Below are 16,921 nucleotides of genomic sequence, written 5' to 3'. Positions count from 1 at the left end.
GGAATTATTTTTCTGCCGGGTCTTATTTATAGCTTAACTAACTAATCAAAGGTCTAATTTACGTAAGAATTGCGGGAAGTTATGGATAGTAGTTCTGAAACTAAGTCTGAATCTTGCTCAAGATTTGGCAGTTTACTTAATCTCGCAATTCGAGTAGCGCGATTTGCAGCAGCTTCTGTTGTTCTAGGCATTCTTGCCGGCTTAGGTGCAACAGTTCTTACGCTTATTCTTTACGCAGTACAATACCTTGCTTTTGGCTCAATTGAATCTGCTGAAAACACTGTATTTTCAGCGCTTCCTTGGTATCGCTACGTGCTATCTACAACCATTTCAATGACTATTGCCGGCATAGCTTGGTATTTTTTGCGCAAAAGAGAGAATCCTCCTCGAATCGTCACTATTCCGCAAGCTGTTTTCGGAAGCATTATGCCAATTTTTTCTACTATTGCACATGTTTTGCTGCAAATCGGAATTGTTGGTTCTGGAATTTCAATAGGCAGGGAAGTAGCTCCGCGAGAATTGGCTGCAATGATTGCTCAGCGTTACAGCCGCATTTTTCATGTGTCTCACAAAACTCAGCGCGTACTTATTGCTTCTGCTGCGGGAGCTGGATTGGCGGCAGTGTATCACGCGCCTTTAGCTGGCACTGTGCTTGCATTAGGTTTGCTTAGTAAAACTCAAGGTCTTGGTTTTTACGCGTGGTTAAATCGCGAAAATGGTCCTGTAGCGGTTAATGTAGTTAAAAATATTGCGCAATCGGAGCGCATGTATTGCTTGCCTTTTGCTCTTGTTATGAACTATGTTGCCACGTTTGTTGCAGAATTTTTACTGCATCATTCCAAATACTACAATATTTCGCAATTTTCTTGCACGATTTCTTGGCAAATTTTTGTTTTAGCTGTTGCTGTTGGCGTAGTGTGTGGCTTATTTGGTTGTGTTTTTCGTTTTGGTATTATTTGGTGTCGCACTCATGCTTTGCGCGGCGTAAAAATGCTGTGTTTTATGCCAATAGCCGGATTACTTATTGGTGTTATAGCTTGCCGTTTTCCGCATATTATGGGCAATGGTAGGTCGCTTGCTCAGCTTGCTTTTTCTGTATCAAGCTTTCCGCATGTGGCAGCTAGTGCGAATATTACGATTGTTTTGCTGATTCTTGCAATGATTAAAATGCTTGCTACTTTGCTTGTTTTGCGCTACGGTGCTTCCGGCGGCGTGCTGCAGCCTAGTATTTCATCGGGTGCTTGCATTGGGCTTGTTGTGTGCGCTGTAAGTATGAAACTTCCTATTGGAAGCGTTCTTATAAACCAGCCTAATGTATTGATATTGTCTGCTATTTTTGGCGCAGCAAGTCTATTGGCTGCAAGCCGAAAATCATTATGGTTTGCGCTTTTACTTGTGGCGCAACTAGTGAATGTTCCGCTTATTATGATCGTTCCGATGATTGTTTCCTGCGCTGCTGCACGAAGTGTAACGCTGCTGCCAAGAATTTTTAGACGCAAATAAAATATGCGCCTTTGCTAATTCAATTAGTAGCAAAAGCGCATATTGTAATATTGTTTAGTTATCGATGAAGTCATCTTTATAAATAACACTGCCGTCGTCATTTAAAATAGTGTAATACAAGTGTATTGGAGAGCTGACCTTATTTTTAGCTTCTTCAAGTACTGGGAACAGATTTGAAAGGAAGAGTCTGTCGGAAAAAGTAGCAGTGGCCTTTGGAATTGCATCGTCAGGTACGCGATCTGTGAATTTAACAGTTATATTGAGGTTATCTCCCTTAGCGTCAAACGTTGCGGATACGTCATCATCGCCTCTTTCTTCAAAGTCTGATGGATGGCAATTTGCGTATTCTTCAATATTGACGCTTTTTTCTGCAGAACAATTGTAATGTTTGCCAAAAGTGCCCGTAATTAAGCTGCCGAAAACTATTACTGCTAGTACAACAGCAACAATGACAGCAATTCTTTTCTTATGCTCATCTGCTAGTGTCGTATTTACGAAGCTTATTGCTCGCTGCTGGAAATCTTTATACGTTTTTAATAATTTATCGTTATTTATATAACTATTTGCGTACCCGTTTTGGTAGCTGTTTTGGTATCCGTTTTGATAGTCGTTTTGATACCAATCATTTTGATAGCCGTTGCTTTGGTAGTCGTTATTTTGGTATTCGTTATTTTGATAGTTGTTGTTTTGGTAAGTGTTTTCTTGATTCCAATTATTTTGGTAATCATTGTTCACGTATGAATTGTTCTGATACCCATTTTGGTAGCCGTTATTTTGGTAGCCGTCGTTTTGATAAGTGTTGTTCTGATATTCGTTGTTTTGATAGCTGTCCGTTTGATTAGCATTATTTGGGTAAGTGTCTGTTGGATTCCAATTATTTTGGTAATCGTTGCTCTGATTGTCATTATTTGCTTCTGCATTCGGAGGGTAATTGTTGCTTGGTAAGTTGTTAGAATCCATGACTTCTCCTCTTTGAGCGAATTTGCATTAATAAAAAATATACTAAACATTTTATATCAATCTGTATAATAGTTGAATAATTATCTGAATTGATTCGTAAAAATTCAGTCTAGAATATTTCGCTGATTCGCTGCATACTATGTTTTCTATACGGTCACGCGCACACGATAATCTAGGAATACTTAAGTTTATGGTAAGGAGATAAGGTGACTGAGCTTTTTACAGCTTCTCCTGTTATGGAACAGGCGGAAGCGTCTTCGCAAACCGATTCTATTTTTAATCGGTTGCTAAAAGATCGCATTATTTGGTTGGGATCTGAAGTAAAAGACGAGAATGCTAATATTATCTGCGCTCAGATGCTGATGCTTGCGGCGCAAGATCCTAAGAAGGATATTTGGTTGTATATTAATTCGCCTGGTGGTTCTATTACTGCGGGTATGGCAATTTACGACACTATGCAGCTAATCGAACCAGATGTTGCAACTATTGCAGTCGGCATGGCAGCTTCAATGGGTCAGTTCTTGCTTAGTTCTGGAACTCCTGGTAAGCGTTATATTACGTCTCATGCGCGCGTGCTTATGCATCAGCCTTCTGGCGGCGTTGGTGGTACTGCTACGGATGTGCGTATTAATGCTGAGCTGATTATGGATATGAAGAAAACACTTTCTGAATTAACAGCTAAGCAGACTGGTCATACCGTAGAAGAAATCTACCGAGACAACGAATATGATCACTGGTTCACTGCTAAACAGGCGTTGGAGTATGGTTTTGTAGATAAAATCGTAACAACTCCTGCTTCAATGCGAGGTGAGGAGTAATTTATGGCAAGTGAAGAAGCAAAGTTTGTTGCGCGTGCTGAGCGTTTGGCTGGTTTTGGCGGCGTTTCTTCAGCACAGCGAATTACTAACCGCTACGTTTTGCCACAGTTTGGTGAGCAAACCCCGTACGGCTTAAAAACGCATGATCCGTACACGAAGCTTTTTGAAGATCGCATTATTTTTATGGGCGTTCAGGTTGACGACACTTCTGCTGACGATATTATGGCTCAGCTTTTGGTGTTGGAAAGCATGAATAGCGAACGCGACATTATGATGTATATCAATTCTCCTGGCGGCTCTATGACTGCAATGACTGCTATTTACGACACAATGCAGTATATTGGCCCTGATGTTCAAACCGTATGCTTGGGTCAGGCTGCATCTGCTGCTGCAATTTTGCTTGCTGCTGGAGCTCATGGCAAGCGCATGATTTTGCCGAATGCGCGCGTGCTTATTCATCAGCCTGCAATGGGTCAAGATTTTGGTAAGGCTACTGAAATTGAGATTCAGGCTAAGGAAATGCTTCGATTGCGAGAATGGTTAGAAAATACTCTTGCTAAGCATACCGGTCAAGATGTTGAGCGTATTCGCAAAGATATTGAGGTGGATACAATCTTAACTGCTCCAGAAGCTAAATCTTACGGTCTTGTAGATAAAGTGCTTGAGCATCGCGAGTAGTTTTTTGTAGAAGATAAGCAAACCCCGGTCGACACGCCGGGGTTTGTGTTTTGTTGGTGATGGTTGTATATTAGTCAAGTTGCCGAAAACGAGAGAGTTGTTCTCGTGGACGGAAAACATGCGCCAGTAGCCCAACGGATTAGAGCATCTGACTACGGATCAGAAGGTTGCAGGTTCGAATCCTGTCTGGCGCACAAACAAAACGCGAAGCATTTGCCTCGCGTTTTTTTTTTATCTCAGCTACTTGGTTTATCCCTTTCCGCTATACTAAAAAGTGCTGCAAAATTAATGTGTTTTGCATAACTTTGGGAGGAAATATTTACAACATGATACGACGCAGCTGGATAATAGTACGCAATATAGCAAATAATGAGCGAATTTCTGGCTTAATTATGCTTGGTTTTGCTCTTACTGGCTTATTGCTTGCAAACATTCCTTTAACCGCGCCAGTATTTGAAGCTGTTTCGCATACTCATATTGGTATTCCGTTTACTAATATTCACATGTCTATTAGCCATTGGGTTCAAGACGGCGTGCTTACTATTTTCTTCCTTTCTGTTGGCTTAGATTTAAAGCACGAGCTTATTGCTGGTTCTCTTTCTGATCCTCGTGCTGCCGCAATGCCAATGATTTGCGCAGTTGGTGGCATGGTTGCTCCGCCTTTGCTTTTTGTGGCAACAGTAACCGTATTTTCGGAGCTTCACGCAGGTCAGGAGATTATGCGTCTTACATCCGGCGCTTTACCTTCGTTAGACATGGTTCGTGCTGGTTGGGCGATTCCAACTGCAACTGATATTGCTTTTTCGCTTGCAGTATTAGCTTTATTTGCTAAAACTTTGCCTCATGCTTTGCGCGCGTTTTTGATGACTCTCGCAACTGTTGACGATTTGCTCGGAATTGCGCTTATTGCAGTGTTCTTCTCTTCACTAAACGCGTGGTACTGGTTTGTTGGCGTTGTTGTGTGTGGTCTTATTTGGACCACTTTAGTGCGTCTTAAACATGTTCCGTGGCCTCTTGTAGCGCTAGTTGGTATTGTGGCATGGGTAATGATGTATGAAGCTGGAGTGCACCCAACTTTAGCTGGCGTAATGGTAGGATTGCTCACTCCTGCGCATCTAGTTCACGGAGAAAAAACTTTGCGAGCTGAGCGTTATCGCGAAAAAATTCAGCCTGTATCTGCTTTAGTAGCGTTACCTATTTTTGCGCTTTTTGCAACCGGCGTGCATTTTGAAACGCTAACTTGGGAGCTGTTCTTATCTCCAATTCTTATTGCTATTACTATTGCTCTGGTTGTTGGAAAACCTTTGGGAATTATGGTAACTGCTTGGCTTTCAAAGCACTTACTTGGCTTAAAAGTTCCGGATTCTTTGCGTGTAGTTGATTTGCTTCCGACTGCTTGTGCGTGCGGTATTGGTTTCACAGTCTCGCTACTTATTGCTTCTCTTGCATATTCGGACGCAGATTTGTCTGCAGAGGCACGTTTTGGTGTTCTTGTTGCTTCTATTGTTGCGGCTGGTGTTTCGGGATTCTTGCTTTCTATGCAATCAAAGCATATGGAAGAAGAATTGGACGATATTGAAGATTAACTTTTAGTATTAACTTTTGTATTAGCTTTTGTGATTATTTTTTAGGATTATTTTTGGGAGTAGTTATGAATAATAGTCAGGAAGATTATTCTTCAGAAGTTCCACCTTGGTCTAATACGTATCATCGCGGTTCTGTGCTTATGCGCGGATCTATGATTCCTAAAGAAAGCACAACCGAAACGCTTCTTCGCAAAGATAGAACTCAACAGATTGCAGCAGGCGTTGGCGCAGACCGAGATAACAAGTGGGATTGGCGAAGTGCAGACCCTTGGCGCGCGCTTCGAATTCAGGCCGAATTTGTTGACGGTTTTGACGCTCTTGCCGGATTAGGGCCTGCTGTTAGCGTTTTTGGCTCTGCGCGTATAAAAGAGGGCGAGCCGGAATATGTGGCCGCGCTAACTATGGGCAAGGAGCTTGTAAAACGCGGTTTTGCTGTTATTACAGGCGGCGGCCCTGGCATTATGGAGGCTGCGAATCGCGGTGCTGCAGAAGCTGGTGGCACTTCGGTTGGTTTGGGTATTGAGCTTCCGCACGAGCAGGGTTTGAATAAGTGGATTAATCTCGGAATGCAGTTTAGATACTTCTTCGTTAGAAAAACAATGTTTATGAAGTATTCTTCCGGAATTATTGTGTGTCCTGGCGGATTTGGCACAATGGATGAAATGTTTGAAGCTCTAACTCTTGTGCAAACGCATAAGGTTGCGCGCGTGCCGGTTGTGCTGTTTGGAACTGAGTATTGGAAGGGCTTGATTAACTGGCTGCAGTCAACTGTTACTTCTCGTGGATTAATTTCGTCTCTTGACCCGCATTTGTTTGCTGTTACGGACGATCCGCTAGAAGCCGTGCGCATTGCGTCTGGATCATCTAAGTAAATACATTACTAAACTGCTTCCAATTCTGTGCAAGTATTGTGGCAAACTAGAACAGTACGTACTGGAGGTTGCAATGAGTAATGAGCTTGGTGATAACACTGCGCTTGTTACCTTGCGTATATCCCGTTTTGTGCCGTGCGAAGAAACGCAAAATTCGCAAGATGCTCCGAAACTCGTGCGAAAACGTCACGAAAGTCCATTTGCTCGAAAAAAGCGTAGCAATCCTTTTGCAAAAGTAGATTCTGCAGAAAATGATAATGCTGATGAATCTTTATCAACAACAATAAAACGAATTCAAGGCAAGCATTGGGTTCAAGATTACGTTTTGCGCGTTCGTTCAACGGATACTATTCTTGACTGTCTGTTAACTATTAAGCGCACAATCGACCCGACTTTGGCTTTTCGCTACTCTTGTGGCCATGGAGTTTGCGGGTCGGATGCTGTAAACGTAAACGGCATGCCAACTCTACTTTGCGGCGCAACAATAGGCGCGAACGCGCGGCCCGAAGCAAATAATAACGTGCAATCGCGCGGATTTAGAAAAACCGGAGCTGCAAGTAGCGGCGAAAGTTCAGTAAAATCGCCGATTCTACTGCAAGAATCTAAAGAGACTGCAGCTCAAAAAAATGGAAGTTTCGGTATTATTGAGCTTGCGCCGTTAGCAGGATTTGCAGTTCAACGCGATCTTATTTGTGACCTTTCGCCTATGATTTCGCAGATAAAACGTTTAGAGCCTTACTTACAAGCATCAGACGTTTCTGTGAGAAATGCCGAAGGGAAACTTAAGCTTATTGAGTTTTTGCAGCATCCTGAAGAGCTACAAAAATTTGAGCTTTTAAGTAACTGCATTATGTGCGGTGCGTGCGAAGGAATATGCCCAATTTACGCCGGCGGAGAGGCTTTTATTGGGCCTGCTGCTTTGATTAACGCGGCTCGTTTTATTTACGATTCTAGGGACAATGCAACAGAGCGTCGGCTAGATTTGATTGATGGCAGTGATGGAATTAGTGCGTGCCAGTCGGTTAGAGCGTGCTCAAGGCAGTGTCCGCGCGGAATCGACGTTGGCGAAGAGATTTGGCAGCTTACCGCACTCGTGAACGAGCGCAAAAACTTGTAGTTTTTTCTTTTCGATATTCTTTAGTATCGTCTATGAGTTTTGTAACTGATTTTGTTCTTTGGTTTTGACGAGGCTAGAAAATTTGTGTTTGCGCAAGTCCCGTCCTTCGTCGCTCTGACTGTGAAAAGAGTTTGATGTGTTCGCCTATTTTTAGGAATGTTGCTTCCTCAGTCCTCTTTTATTGCTGAACACAATTTTTCCAGCCTCTCAACACACTAAACCGCAACACAAAACTCATAGACTCGTTAAGTTTGTTACGTAAAGTGCGTGGTTTACTAAGTGCAACTAAAGTCGAAAAATTAAGCTGCGGGTGGGTGCAAATTAAGATGTAATAATTTGGGCTATTCGTAGCGGCCTAAAGCGCGCGAAAGAAGCGAAAGTGCCACAGGTCCTGCAGTGGATGCGCGAAGAATATTGCTGCCCAAAACGCAGCTTTTAGCACCAGCGTCAACAAACATCGAAACCTCGTCGTCACTAATTCCGCCTTCTGGACCAACAAGCACGTAAGCAGTGCGCTCCTTGCCATCATCCAGGCAGCGCTCAGTAAGAGTGTTTACAGCTTGCTCGATTTGACTCCAGCAGTCGGTTGCATCCTGATGCAATACCACTACTAGGTTTCCGTAAACGCACGCACGCCTACATATTGCAACAATCTGCTTACTGGACACGCATTCTTGAAGCTCCGGCATAAAAGCTCTTCGAGACTGCTCTGTAGCAGCCTGCAACACCTGATTCCAACGCTTATCCGTGCGACCAGGCTTCCACTTTGCGATTGAGCGGTCAGCGCACCAAGGAATCACTTCATCTACGCCAATTTGCGTAGCCATATCGATTGCTTGCTCATCGTGGCCGGTTTTTGCTAAAGCCTGCACAAGCGCAAGACGCGTAGTGCAACGCGCTTCTCGAGTGAACGCATCGACGCGAACTAAACCATTTTCCGCATCCGTAACAGTTGCGTGAATTCGCAAACCTTTGCCATCAGAAAGTTGCAAAGAGTCACCCTCTAACAAGCGCATAGCGGATATTGCGTGGCGTTTTACGCTGGAAGGAAGCGTAAGAGTCCATCCTTCCTCAATCCCATCTGCAAGCACAGGAGCATTATCGTGGTCAGTATCTAGCAAAAATAAAGCGTCAGTCATAATCTAAAGCCTAACGTGAGGAGCAAGACAAACTTCAAAAACAGTAAATCAAACTATAAATAAAATGCGCAAGTTTGTGTAAAATAGTATGTGGTATGCCGATTGCTTTTGGCTTTTGGCATGAATTTTATTTCGTAATAAAAAATAGGGGAGAAACCATGAGCGATGCAACTATGAACGGTGCTGCGAGCCATACTGATCCAGACTGCATTTTTTGCAAGATTATTGCAGGCGAAATTCCAAGCACGCGCGTTTATGAAGATGATTCGGTAGTCGCTTTTGAGGATATTAATCCGCAGGCAAAAGTGCATGTGCTGATTGTGCCGCGCAATCACTATAAGAATGTTGCTGAGCTTGCTAGTAAAGCTCCTGAAACTTTAGCTCATATTGCTGGTGTTGCGCAAAATATTGCTAACGACGCGTTTAATGGAGACTACAGGCTTGTTTTTAACACTGGTCTTGCAGCTGGTCAAACAGTATTCCATGTTCATGCACATGTTCTTACTGGCGAAAAGCTTGTGGAAGGCAGCTTGTAAAGCTTACAAAATAGCGCAATCTTATAAAGTCGCGTGCTTTTACAAAGTAGCTTGCTTCTACAAAATTGCACGCTCGTGCAAAATCTAAACTAGCAACACTTGAAAAATAAACTTCGAGAGGAATAACAAATAATCATGAGCATTGAAGTCATGAACGAAACCGTGTGGCGAATCGACGCTAAAATCTTCTCCGATCTTGGCATGTGGGTGTTGCAGCAGATGAAAGTCAGCACGCAGTCAGATTTATCAATTACTTTCGTTGATCCTGAGCCAATTGCCTGCCTTCACGAGCGCTGGATGAACCTTGAAGGTCCAACAGATGTTATGAGTTTTCCAATGGACGAGCTTACTCCTGGAAGCGATGAAAAAGTTTCCGAGGGCATGCTTGGAGACTTGGTGATTTGCCCTTGGGTGGCTCAGCAGCAGGCGCTCGCAGCGGGGCATAGCACAATGGAAGAGATGATGCTTTTAACCATTCATGGCATACTGCATTTGCTTGGTTACGATCACACAAATCCGGAAGAAGAAAAGCAAATGTTTGGTTTGCAGCGTCAGCTTTTGCTTACTTTCTTCGCTGCACGTTCTGGGGAATTGTATGACGCGACTCTTCCGGAAGGAGCTGTGAACGAGCTTGAACGTTACGATGCTGAGCATGATTCAAAAGGCAGCAAAAATAACAAAAGCAAGTAAGCATAAATAAGCAGAAGTAAGCACAAACTACCGCAAACAAGCACAAACAAGCAGTTGTAAGATGTAAGAGCATAATTATGGAAGATATTAAAGAATTTTTTACAAATATATCGTTACCGGAACTTCCGTTGCACGTGTGGCTAGGATTAGCCGTTTTGCTTTTGCTTGCAATTCTTCTTGTGTGGCTGTCTCTTGCAATGGCAGCTGCAGAAGGGGCAGTGCCTAGAGTTACGCGAGCGAGCTTAAACAATCTTATGATTGAAGCGCAAACTCACGATGATGACACAAGCGCAATAGTGCGTATGCGTAGAATCGCAAGAATTCATCGTGTAAAAAAGCTTATTTCAGACCGTTATGCAACTTCTAGCGCATGCGCTTTTGTGCGCGTTCTGTGCAATGTGTTTGACGGCGTTATTATTGCTGCGGTTTCGGCGTTTTTCGGCGCTCCAATGTGGCTTACTTTGGTTGTTGGCGTTGTGGTTTCGGTGATTGTTGCTGTTATTTCTATGCTTGTTCGCCCGCGTTCTGTGGGAGCTGCTCAGCCTGTGGCAAAGTTGATGAGACTTTCTCGCATTGTTTCTATTGCTATGGCGATTAATCCTCTGGTGCATATTGCTAGCGATGTGGACGTAACTTCTAGAAAAAAGAATGTTGATCTTTCAGACGATGAGGCTTTGGAAGATATTCAGCTGGATCAAGCGAAGGCGAGTATTGATCGCCTTGTTGAAGCGAATGATTTTGACCCTGAAGTTTCGGAAATGATGCGCAATGTGCTTACGCTTTCAGACACTTTGACTCGCGAAATCATGGTTCCTCGAACCGATATGATTTGCGTAAAAAGCGACGAAACGCTGGAAAATTTCCTGAAATTATGCTCAAGATCCGGATTTTCTAGAGTTCCTGTTATTGGAGATTCGGTTGACGATTTAGTTGGCGTTGCTTATTTGAAGGATGCAGTAAGAGCTACCGTGTTTAATCCTGCAGCTTCTTCTAGAGCTGTTGACACTATTAGCCGAGACCCTATGCTTGTGCCGGAGTCCAAGCCGGTTGACGATTTATTCCACGAGATGCAGCGAATCCGTCAACATGTTGCTGTAGTGGTTGACGAATATGGCGGTATTGCAGGCTTGGTTACTATTGAGGATGCTATTGAGCAGATTGTGGGCGAGCTGGAAGATGAGCATGATCGCACGCAGCATGCGGATCCGGAAGAAGTAAGCGATGGCGTGTGGAAGATGCCTGCTAGAACGCCGATTGCGGATTTGGAGGATATTTTTGAAGTTCATATTGACGAAGATGATGTGGACACTGTGTTTGGTTTGCTTACAAAGCTGCTTGGCAACGTGCCGATTGTGGGATCTAGTGCGGTTACAAGAGGCTTAAAATTAACTGCTGTGGATTCTGCTGGTAGACGAAAGAAAGTCTCAACTATTTTGGTTGAGCGCGATGTTAAGGGCTTAGAAGAGCCTAAAGACGAGCAGTCTGAAAATAGCAGCGCGGTAAAACTTTCGGAAAAAATATCTGAAAAGATTTCGGAAAAACTTTCGGAAAAAATTTCCACACAAACGCTGGAAAGTAAGCAAACTAACGCGCTTAAGCAAGCAAGTAATATGAAGAAAACAAATTTACTGAAGTAAACGAATATGCTGAAATAAAGAACTGGATGGTAAGAATAACGTGAATAATATTAACAACTTTGACAATACTGATGACTTCGACGATACCGATGATTTCGACGACACTGATGACTTCGACGACGAGATGTTTGCAAATCTAGACGCTTCAACTCACGCAACGATTACGACTCCTGATTTTCACGGTTACCGTTCCGGTTTCGTAGCTGTAGTTGGCAGGCCGAACGTTGGCAAATCTACGCTTATGAACGCCCTTATTGGTACGCAAATTGCTATTGCGTCATCTCGACCGGAAACTACTCGTAAGGCAATCCGCGGCATTGTGACTACTGATAATGCGCAAATGGTTTTGGTTGATACTCCAGGCATTCACCGTCCGCGTACGCTTCTTGGCCAGCGTTTGAACGATATTGTTGACGAGTCGCTTTCAGACGTTGACGCGATTGCATTCTTGCTTCCAGCAGACCAGGAGATAGGACCTGGAGATAGGCGAATACTAAGCCGTCTTCGCTCCGATTTTGCTAAAAAAGATGAGCAAGGCAACTGGACTTGGAAGGTTCCGCTTATTGGTATTGTTACGAAAATCGATACGCTTAGCCGCAGTGAATTAGTTGAGCATTTGCTTCAAATACAGCAGTTTGCTGATTTTACGGATATTGTGCCGGTTAGTGCGTTGGAACGCGACAATGTTGACGAAGTTAAGAATGTTTTGATTCAAAACTTGCCGGAAGGTCCGCAAATGTATCCGGCGGATCAGCTTAGCGAGGAAAGCCCAGAAAGCATGATTTCGGAGCTTATCCGCGGAGCGTTTTTGGAAGAATTGGACGACGAGTTGCCTCATTCTTTAGCTGTTGTAGTTGACGATATTGTGTATCCGGGCGGTGGCGAGGATACTCAATACGAAGACAACAAAGCGCATGTGCTTGTGTCTGTTTATGTTGAGCGAGATTCGCAAAAGCCGATTATTATTGGGCATCGTGCGGAACATTTAGTTCGCGTAAAGAAGCGTTTGCGCACTGCGGTAAATCGCATTACTGGCACTAAAGCAGTACTTGAATTGCATGTAAAAGTTGCAAAAGGATGGCAGAGCGACCCTAAAAAGCTTGAGCGTTTGGGGTTCTAGCAAGCAGATTTTGATTAGTGCGTTTTGACGCGCGCGTTTTTCTTAGCGCATTTGCTTGGTGTGTTTTAATTAGCTTGTTCAGTACAGCACTTATAAAAAACCGCAGCCGATATAATTTCGACTGCGGTTTTTGTTTTATTTAGTTTCAACTACATGCGACGGTGACGTGCGAAAGTCACACCTCCGCCGATTGCAACAATTCCAGCAATCACAACTGCCACAACCGCGCCAATTGTAAGCGTGTTGTTGGAGCTGTTTTGTGCCTTTGCAGCATTGCCGTTTGCTTGAGCATTCTTAGACTCGTTGCTTGGAGTGCTGTTTGGCGTGCTGTTTTGATCACTGCTATTGCTATTAGAATCCTGAGTTTCTTGCTTTGCGGAGTCTTCCTTTGCAGATTCCTTCGATTCAGCATTCTTAGAATCTTTAGCGTTCTTGCTTTGTGCTACGCCAGAGTTAGAAGTTGCTGCCGCATTTGCAGAAGCAGTGTGGTTAGCGTGCTTCGTGTTCTTTGCGTTCGCACGTTCTTCCTTAGTAGACTTTCCAGCTTCACTCTTAGAAACAGCCTTTGTAGCGTGATTTTCTGCGGTAGTTGAAGCAAACTCGTTAGATTGTTGTTCAACATTAACGGCAGGAACACTAACATGTGGTGTTTGTGGAATGAACGGAACATTACTGTTTCCAGTGTTACCACCGTTTTCAGTGTTGCCAGTGTTGCCAGTGTTGCCAGTATTACCAGTATTGCCGTGACCGCTTTCTCCATCATGACTTGGCACAACAACCGGTGGCTTTGGTGCAGGTGGTACTGGTGGCTCTGGAGCAGGAGCTGGTGGTGTAACAACAGAATTTGGTGCAACATCTTTCAGCTGTGTTGTGAGTGTTTTTGCAGACTCGGTAAGCTTGTTAGCAGTATCTTGCAGCGTACTAACTTTTCCTGTCAGAGTTTCTATGAAGGTGTTAAACTCTGGATAAGCTGCCAAGAATGTTGACTGCATGAAGGATTGCTGAGTTGTTGGGTCAGTAACAACCGCCTTAAACTTTTCTTCCGCAGTCTTAAGATTCTTCTGTATAGTTTCAATCTTGGTTTTAGCAGCTTCAACAACTTCTTGAGCATGCTTAACCTTATCTTGAGCGTTTGTTACAGCAGCTTGAGCAAGCTTAATCTTCTCAACAACAGCATCGGTTGCAGTCTTAACCGCAGCCTTTTCTTCATCAACTTTTTCAGCAGCCTTTTTAGCTTTTGTTTTCAATGCTTTAAGCTGTGCTGTTACTGTGTTCTGAGTATCTTTAGCACCATCAAGAGCGATCTGAGCAGCTTGAACTTTGCCATTAGCTTCAGTAACTTTCTGATTCTCAGCTGCAATCTGCGCTTCAAGAGTCTGAATCGTCTTATTCAGATTAGTTACCTTCTCGTTAGCCGCTTTAAGCTCTTGAGCAACCTTAGCTTTGTTTGCATTGGCTTCTTTAACAGACTGAGTTGCTGTATCAAACCTTACTTGAGCTTCGTTAACAGCCTTGGTAAATTCGCTGTCAACTTTTTCTTGCTGTGCCTTGGCAGCAGTTCGAGCTGCTTTAGCAGTCTGCTTTGCAGTTTCAGCTTCTGACTTCAAAGTCACTGCTTTTGCTATCAAGCCGTTAAGCTCGGTTGTAAGCTGATTAATCTGTTGCTGGCGTGCTTCTTTGCCTAACTGTGCATCATTCTCAGCCTTCTGCTTAGCGGCTTCATATGCCGCGTTATCAGTATCCCAAGTGCTCTTTAGCTTACTAGCATTTTCCTTCGCCTTGGATGAAGCTTCATTCGCTGCAGCAGAATCCTTAATAGCTTTATTGAAGTTATTTGATGCTTCTGCAATATTCTTTTCCAAAGCCTCAACAGCAGTGCGTTCATCAGTAGACATGTTATGCTTTGCGCTCAAAGCATCATACTTAGCATTGAATACAGCCATATTAGCCGAGTTTGCATCAGCGTTCAGCTTCTTCAAAACCTCTGCATTTTCTGGTTCTAATGCTGCATTAGATGGATTGACTTTTTCCGCATACTCATTTAGCAATTTTTGATAATCATTTATGCTAATTGAGCTTTCTTCATTTCCTCCGTGCCATACTGCAATATCTTCGTAACCTAACGTTTCTGTATGAGAATTATCTGCTTTAGCAAATCCAGAAGCAAATTTATTGTCTGCGGAGAAGTTAGTGTAGTGGCCAACCACATTCTTAAACAGATTCTTCGTTTCTCCGTTCGGATCATCCTTAAATAGAGCTAGATCAGTATTTTTACCTAGATATGCTCCAAAATCTGTGCGATGATCTTTGAGTGCATTCAAGCCATCTTCAGTAAACTCGTGATTATTCCACTTTTTATCTTTAAGCGCTTTGTCGTAGATTTGCTTCTCCAAGCCATACCATGCGTCAACAGCATTGTGCTTTTCTGGATTGTTATCTTTGCTGATGTAACTGCATGAAAGATGGCCAGAAGCTGTGTTGCATTGTTTAAGATCCTGTTTTGGCCTATTAGAATCATAATTATTATAATCTGCATCCCAAGCAACATTTTCTGCAACATTAGTATTATATGCATGAGTCTTCAACTCGTCTGGAGTTTTAGATCCCATAGTATCGTGGCATGCAGCATGACCAATAATTGCTGCAGAATAGAACGAATGTACAATGCTTTCTGCAATAAATGTTAGACGCACCTTAACGGTTTTCATGCCAGGAACGTCTGCTTTACGATAATCGTCAAGAGCTGCATAGTAGGTTGCTGCCTGCTTCATGTTTTCCAAAGAGTCAGCGCTACCAACGCGGCCCAAACCAGGTTTTACCAAGTCGTTATACCATGTTGGTGCATAAGCGGTGTAGGCAGGAACAATTTCTTCCGAATATCCACCATCGGCATTCTCTGTGCGACTAATTACCTTTTTTGGAACTTCATAATTTTCGCCCTTAAGAACTTTCTGGGCGCGCTTGGCATCCGCAATAAGATCAGTGTTCTTGTCTGCTTTCTTGCTTTCAGTATCAATTACATACTGCAAGAACTTGTAGAAATCAGACTTCTGCTCCACAGGAATGTCATCCTTAGGAGCGTTCGTATCTTCTGCACCATAAGCTTGTGCTTTTCCTTCAGCAGTTCTTTCAGCTTCAGCTATAACTTTATAATGTTTTGCATAATAGTCAGAATTCTTATTCTCTAGCGCCTGCTCTGCGGTTGTTAACAATCCTGATTTAGTGTCGATATCATCATGAGCTTTTTTAGCTTCCTGAGCTTTTTGAGTTGCTGTATTATTTGCTTCCTCATAAGCCTGCTTAGCTTCATTTGCTTTCTTTTCTAGCTCTTTTACATCGGCACTTGTTGTTCCGGAACCAGCATCGTTCAGATTATCTATTTGTTTTTGAATATTTTCCTGCTGTTTTTTATTTTCTTCTACTTTTTGCTCTGCTTCTTTTTGTTTTCCTTCTTTTTGATCAGCCTCGCTAGAAAGCCTATCTGCTACTCCCTGAGCTTGCTCTTTATTTTGCTTAGCTTTTTCAAGATCGCCTTTGGCGGTATCTAGCTTGCCTTTTTCAGTTTTTACTTTTTCTCCAGCTTGAGCATGTTCTGTTTCTTTAGCTTTAACGGCTTCTTTTTCAGTATTAAGCTCGCCTTCAGCTTTGCCTTTTTCTTCTTGAGTTGCTTTCAGCTTATTTTCAGCAGCTTTCTGATTTTCTGTTTCTTTATCAAACGCAGCTTGCGTATCTTTAACCTCTTTGTCAGCGTTTTCTGCCGCAGTCTTCTTTTTATCTAATTCCTTATCAGCTTTACCTTTTTCTTCTTCAGCTGTTTTAGCTTCTTTTTTCTTGTCGTCTAATTTAGTCTGAGCTTCAGTTACTTCCTTATTAGCATTAATGGCTTCTGCATTAGAATCATTAGCTTCATTTTCAGCCTTATTGACTTCCTCATCAAGTTTGTTTTTCTGCTCAGTAGCGTCGTCTACAGCTTTCTGAGCTTCGCCTTTAGCTTTTTCTACCGGATTCTCATTGCTTGGCTTAACAACAGGCGGGTTTGCGCCAGTGTCGGTAGTTGTTACTGTTGCAGCATTGGCCACATTTGCCATGCCGAATAATGCAAGGGAACTTGCGCCTAATGAGATTGCTACTGCGAGTTTGGCGTTCATATTAACCTCTCCTCTTAATTGTTAATGGAAATCAGAAGATTTTCATATCTCTTGCCAAGCTTTTTCGAAAAGCAGCATCGCTGTGAATGTAGCTTTTCTTTTAACTTGTGCTAAGAA

12 protein-coding genes, 1 tRNA gene and 1 pseudogene are annotated in these 16,921 nt (G+C 43.0%); 11 read left to right on the top strand and 3 right to left on the bottom strand.

Going from position 1 to position 16,921, the window contains the following annotated elements; translation table 11 throughout:
* Nucleotides 1-81: 81 nt before the first annotated feature.
* Complete coding sequence (locus tag ACLD5M_RS01035) at nt 82-1,503, top strand: chloride channel protein (protein ID WP_410314373.1); 1,422 nt, start codon at nt 82-84, stop codon at nt 1,501-1,503.
* A 54-nt stretch (nt 1,504-1,557) separates the two neighbouring features.
* On the opposite strand, the gene ACLD5M_RS01030 is transcribed toward ACLD5M_RS01035, so the two are convergent.
* Entirely contained in the window at nt 1,558-2,463 is a 906-nt protein-coding gene (locus ACLD5M_RS01030) for a hypothetical protein (RefSeq protein ID WP_410314372.1), read from the bottom strand.
* A gap of 206 nt (nt 2,464-2,669) precedes the next feature.
* Here ACLD5M_RS01030 and ACLD5M_RS01025 point away from each other — a divergent pair, with 206 nt between their 5' ends.
* The 6 genes and pseudogenes from ACLD5M_RS01025 to ACLD5M_RS01000 all read left to right on the top strand — a co-directional run bounded on the left by ACLD5M_RS01025 (nt 2,670) and on the right by ACLD5M_RS01000 (nt 7,534).
* Nucleotides 2,670-3,281: an ATP-dependent Clp protease proteolytic subunit gene (locus ACLD5M_RS01025; RefSeq protein WP_119521228.1), complete on the top strand. Its 612-nt coding sequence runs from the start codon at nt 2,670-2,672 to the stop codon at nt 3,279-3,281.
* Nucleotides 3,282-3,284: 3 nt separating this feature from the next.
* Nucleotides 3,285-3,959, top strand: a complete 675-nt coding sequence (locus tag ACLD5M_RS01020) for an ATP-dependent Clp protease proteolytic subunit (RefSeq protein ID WP_004135168.1) — start codon at nt 3,285-3,287, stop codon at nt 3,957-3,959.
* A gap of 120 nt (nt 3,960-4,079) precedes the next feature.
* Nucleotides 4,080-4,153 (top strand) — tRNA-Arg (locus tag ACLD5M_RS01015).
* A 132-nt stretch (nt 4,154-4,285) separates the two neighbouring features.
* Nucleotides 4,286-5,524, top strand: a pseudogene (locus ACLD5M_RS01010) (Na+/H+ antiporter NhaA); the annotation flags it as partial.
* 86 nt (nt 5,525-5,610) lie between these two features.
* Nucleotides 5,611-6,417, top strand: coding sequence for a TIGR00730 family Rossman fold protein (locus ACLD5M_RS01005; protein ID WP_410314371.1), 807 nt, complete (start codon nt 5,611-5,613; stop codon nt 6,415-6,417).
* A gap of 73 nt (nt 6,418-6,490) precedes the next feature.
* Nucleotides 6,491-7,534 (top strand): succinate dehydrogenase/fumarate reductase iron-sulfur subunit, encoded by a 1,044-nt coding sequence (locus ACLD5M_RS01000; protein WP_410314370.1) that lies wholly within the window; start codon nt 6,491-6,493, stop codon nt 7,532-7,534.
* 341 nt (nt 7,535-7,875) lie between these two features.
* Here the strand turns inward: ACLD5M_RS01000 and ACLD5M_RS00995 are convergent, their stop codons facing one another.
* Nucleotides 7,876-8,673, bottom strand: coding sequence for a 16S rRNA (uracil(1498)-N(3))-methyltransferase (locus tag ACLD5M_RS00995; protein ID WP_410314369.1), 798 nt, complete (start codon nt 8,671-8,673; stop codon nt 7,876-7,878).
* Nucleotides 8,674-8,831: 158 nt separating this feature from the next.
* Between ACLD5M_RS00995 and ACLD5M_RS00990 the strand changes: the two genes are divergently transcribed.
* From ACLD5M_RS00990 to era, 4 genes are all read left to right on the top strand, one after another.
* Nucleotides 8,832-9,209 (top strand): histidine triad nucleotide-binding protein, encoded by a 378-nt coding sequence (locus ACLD5M_RS00990; protein WP_410314368.1) that lies wholly within the window; start codon nt 8,832-8,834, stop codon nt 9,207-9,209.
* A 135-nt stretch (nt 9,210-9,344) separates the two neighbouring features.
* The gene (gene ybeY, locus ACLD5M_RS00985) at nt 9,345-9,899 is read left to right on the top strand and encodes an rRNA maturation RNase YbeY (protein WP_004135153.1); all 555 of its coding nucleotides are present in this window, start codon (nt 9,345-9,347) and stop codon (nt 9,897-9,899) included.
* Between the two features lie 77 nt (nt 9,900-9,976).
* On the top strand, nt 9,977-11,536 hold the full coding sequence (locus ACLD5M_RS00980; protein ID WP_410314367.1) for a hemolysin family protein: 1,560 nt from the start codon (nt 9,977-9,979) through the stop codon (nt 11,534-11,536).
* A gap of 40 nt (nt 11,537-11,576) precedes the next feature.
* Nucleotides 11,577-12,656 (top strand): GTPase Era, encoded by a 1,080-nt coding sequence (gene era, locus ACLD5M_RS00975; protein WP_410314366.1) that lies wholly within the window; start codon nt 11,577-11,579, stop codon nt 12,654-12,656.
* Nucleotides 12,657-12,805: 149 nt separating this feature from the next.
* On the opposite strand, the gene ACLD5M_RS00970 is transcribed toward era, so the two are convergent.
* Nucleotides 12,806-16,804 carry a hypothetical protein gene (locus ACLD5M_RS00970; RefSeq protein WP_410314365.1) on the bottom strand — a complete coding sequence of 1,333 codons (3,999 nt, stop codon included), beginning with the start codon at nt 16,802-16,804 and terminating at the stop codon, nt 12,806-12,808.
* Nucleotides 16,805-16,921 lie beyond the last annotated feature (117 nt).

Source organism: Gardnerella sp. Marseille-Q9185, from assembly GCF_046508745.1.
Taxonomy (GTDB): Bacteria; Actinomycetota; Actinomycetes; order Actinomycetales; family Bifidobacteriaceae; genus Bifidobacterium; species Bifidobacterium greenwoodii.
The sequence above is the reverse complement of the archived record's forward strand: the minus strand, read 5'-3'. Positions and strand labels throughout refer to the sequence as shown.

Bases quoted from the DNA above. Each gene is read 5' to 3' on its own strand.
- ACLD5M_RS00995 (WP_410314369.1), bottom strand. From the start codon at position 8,673: ATGACTGACGCTTTATTTTTGCTAGATACTGACCACGATAATGCTCCT.
- ACLD5M_RS01005 (WP_410314371.1), top strand. From the start codon at position 5,611: ATGAATAATAGTCAGGAAGATTATTCTTCAGAAGTTCCACCTTGGTCT.
- ACLD5M_RS00990 (WP_410314368.1), top strand. From the start codon at position 8,832: ATGAGCGATGCAACTATGAACGGTGCTGCGAGCCATACTGATCCAGAC.
- ACLD5M_RS01030 (WP_410314372.1), bottom strand. From the start codon at position 2,463: ATGGATTCTAACAACTTACCAAGCAACAATTACCCTCCGAATGCAGAA.
- ACLD5M_RS00980 (WP_410314367.1), top strand. From the start codon at position 9,977: ATGGAAGATATTAAAGAATTTTTTACAAATATATCGTTACCGGAACTT.
- ybeY (WP_004135153.1), top strand. From the start codon at position 9,345: ATGAGCATTGAAGTCATGAACGAAACCGTGTGGCGAATCGACGCTAAA.
- ACLD5M_RS01000 (WP_410314370.1), top strand. From the start codon at position 6,491: ATGAGTAATGAGCTTGGTGATAACACTGCGCTTGTTACCTTGCGTATA.
- ACLD5M_RS00970 (WP_410314365.1), bottom strand. From the start codon at position 16,804: ATGAACGCCAAACTCGCAGTAGCAATCTCATTAGGCGCAAGTTCCCTT.
- ACLD5M_RS01020 (WP_004135168.1), top strand. From the start codon at position 3,285: ATGGCAAGTGAAGAAGCAAAGTTTGTTGCGCGTGCTGAGCGTTTGGCT.
- ACLD5M_RS01035 (WP_410314373.1), top strand. From the start codon at position 82: ATGGATAGTAGTTCTGAAACTAAGTCTGAATCTTGCTCAAGATTTGGC.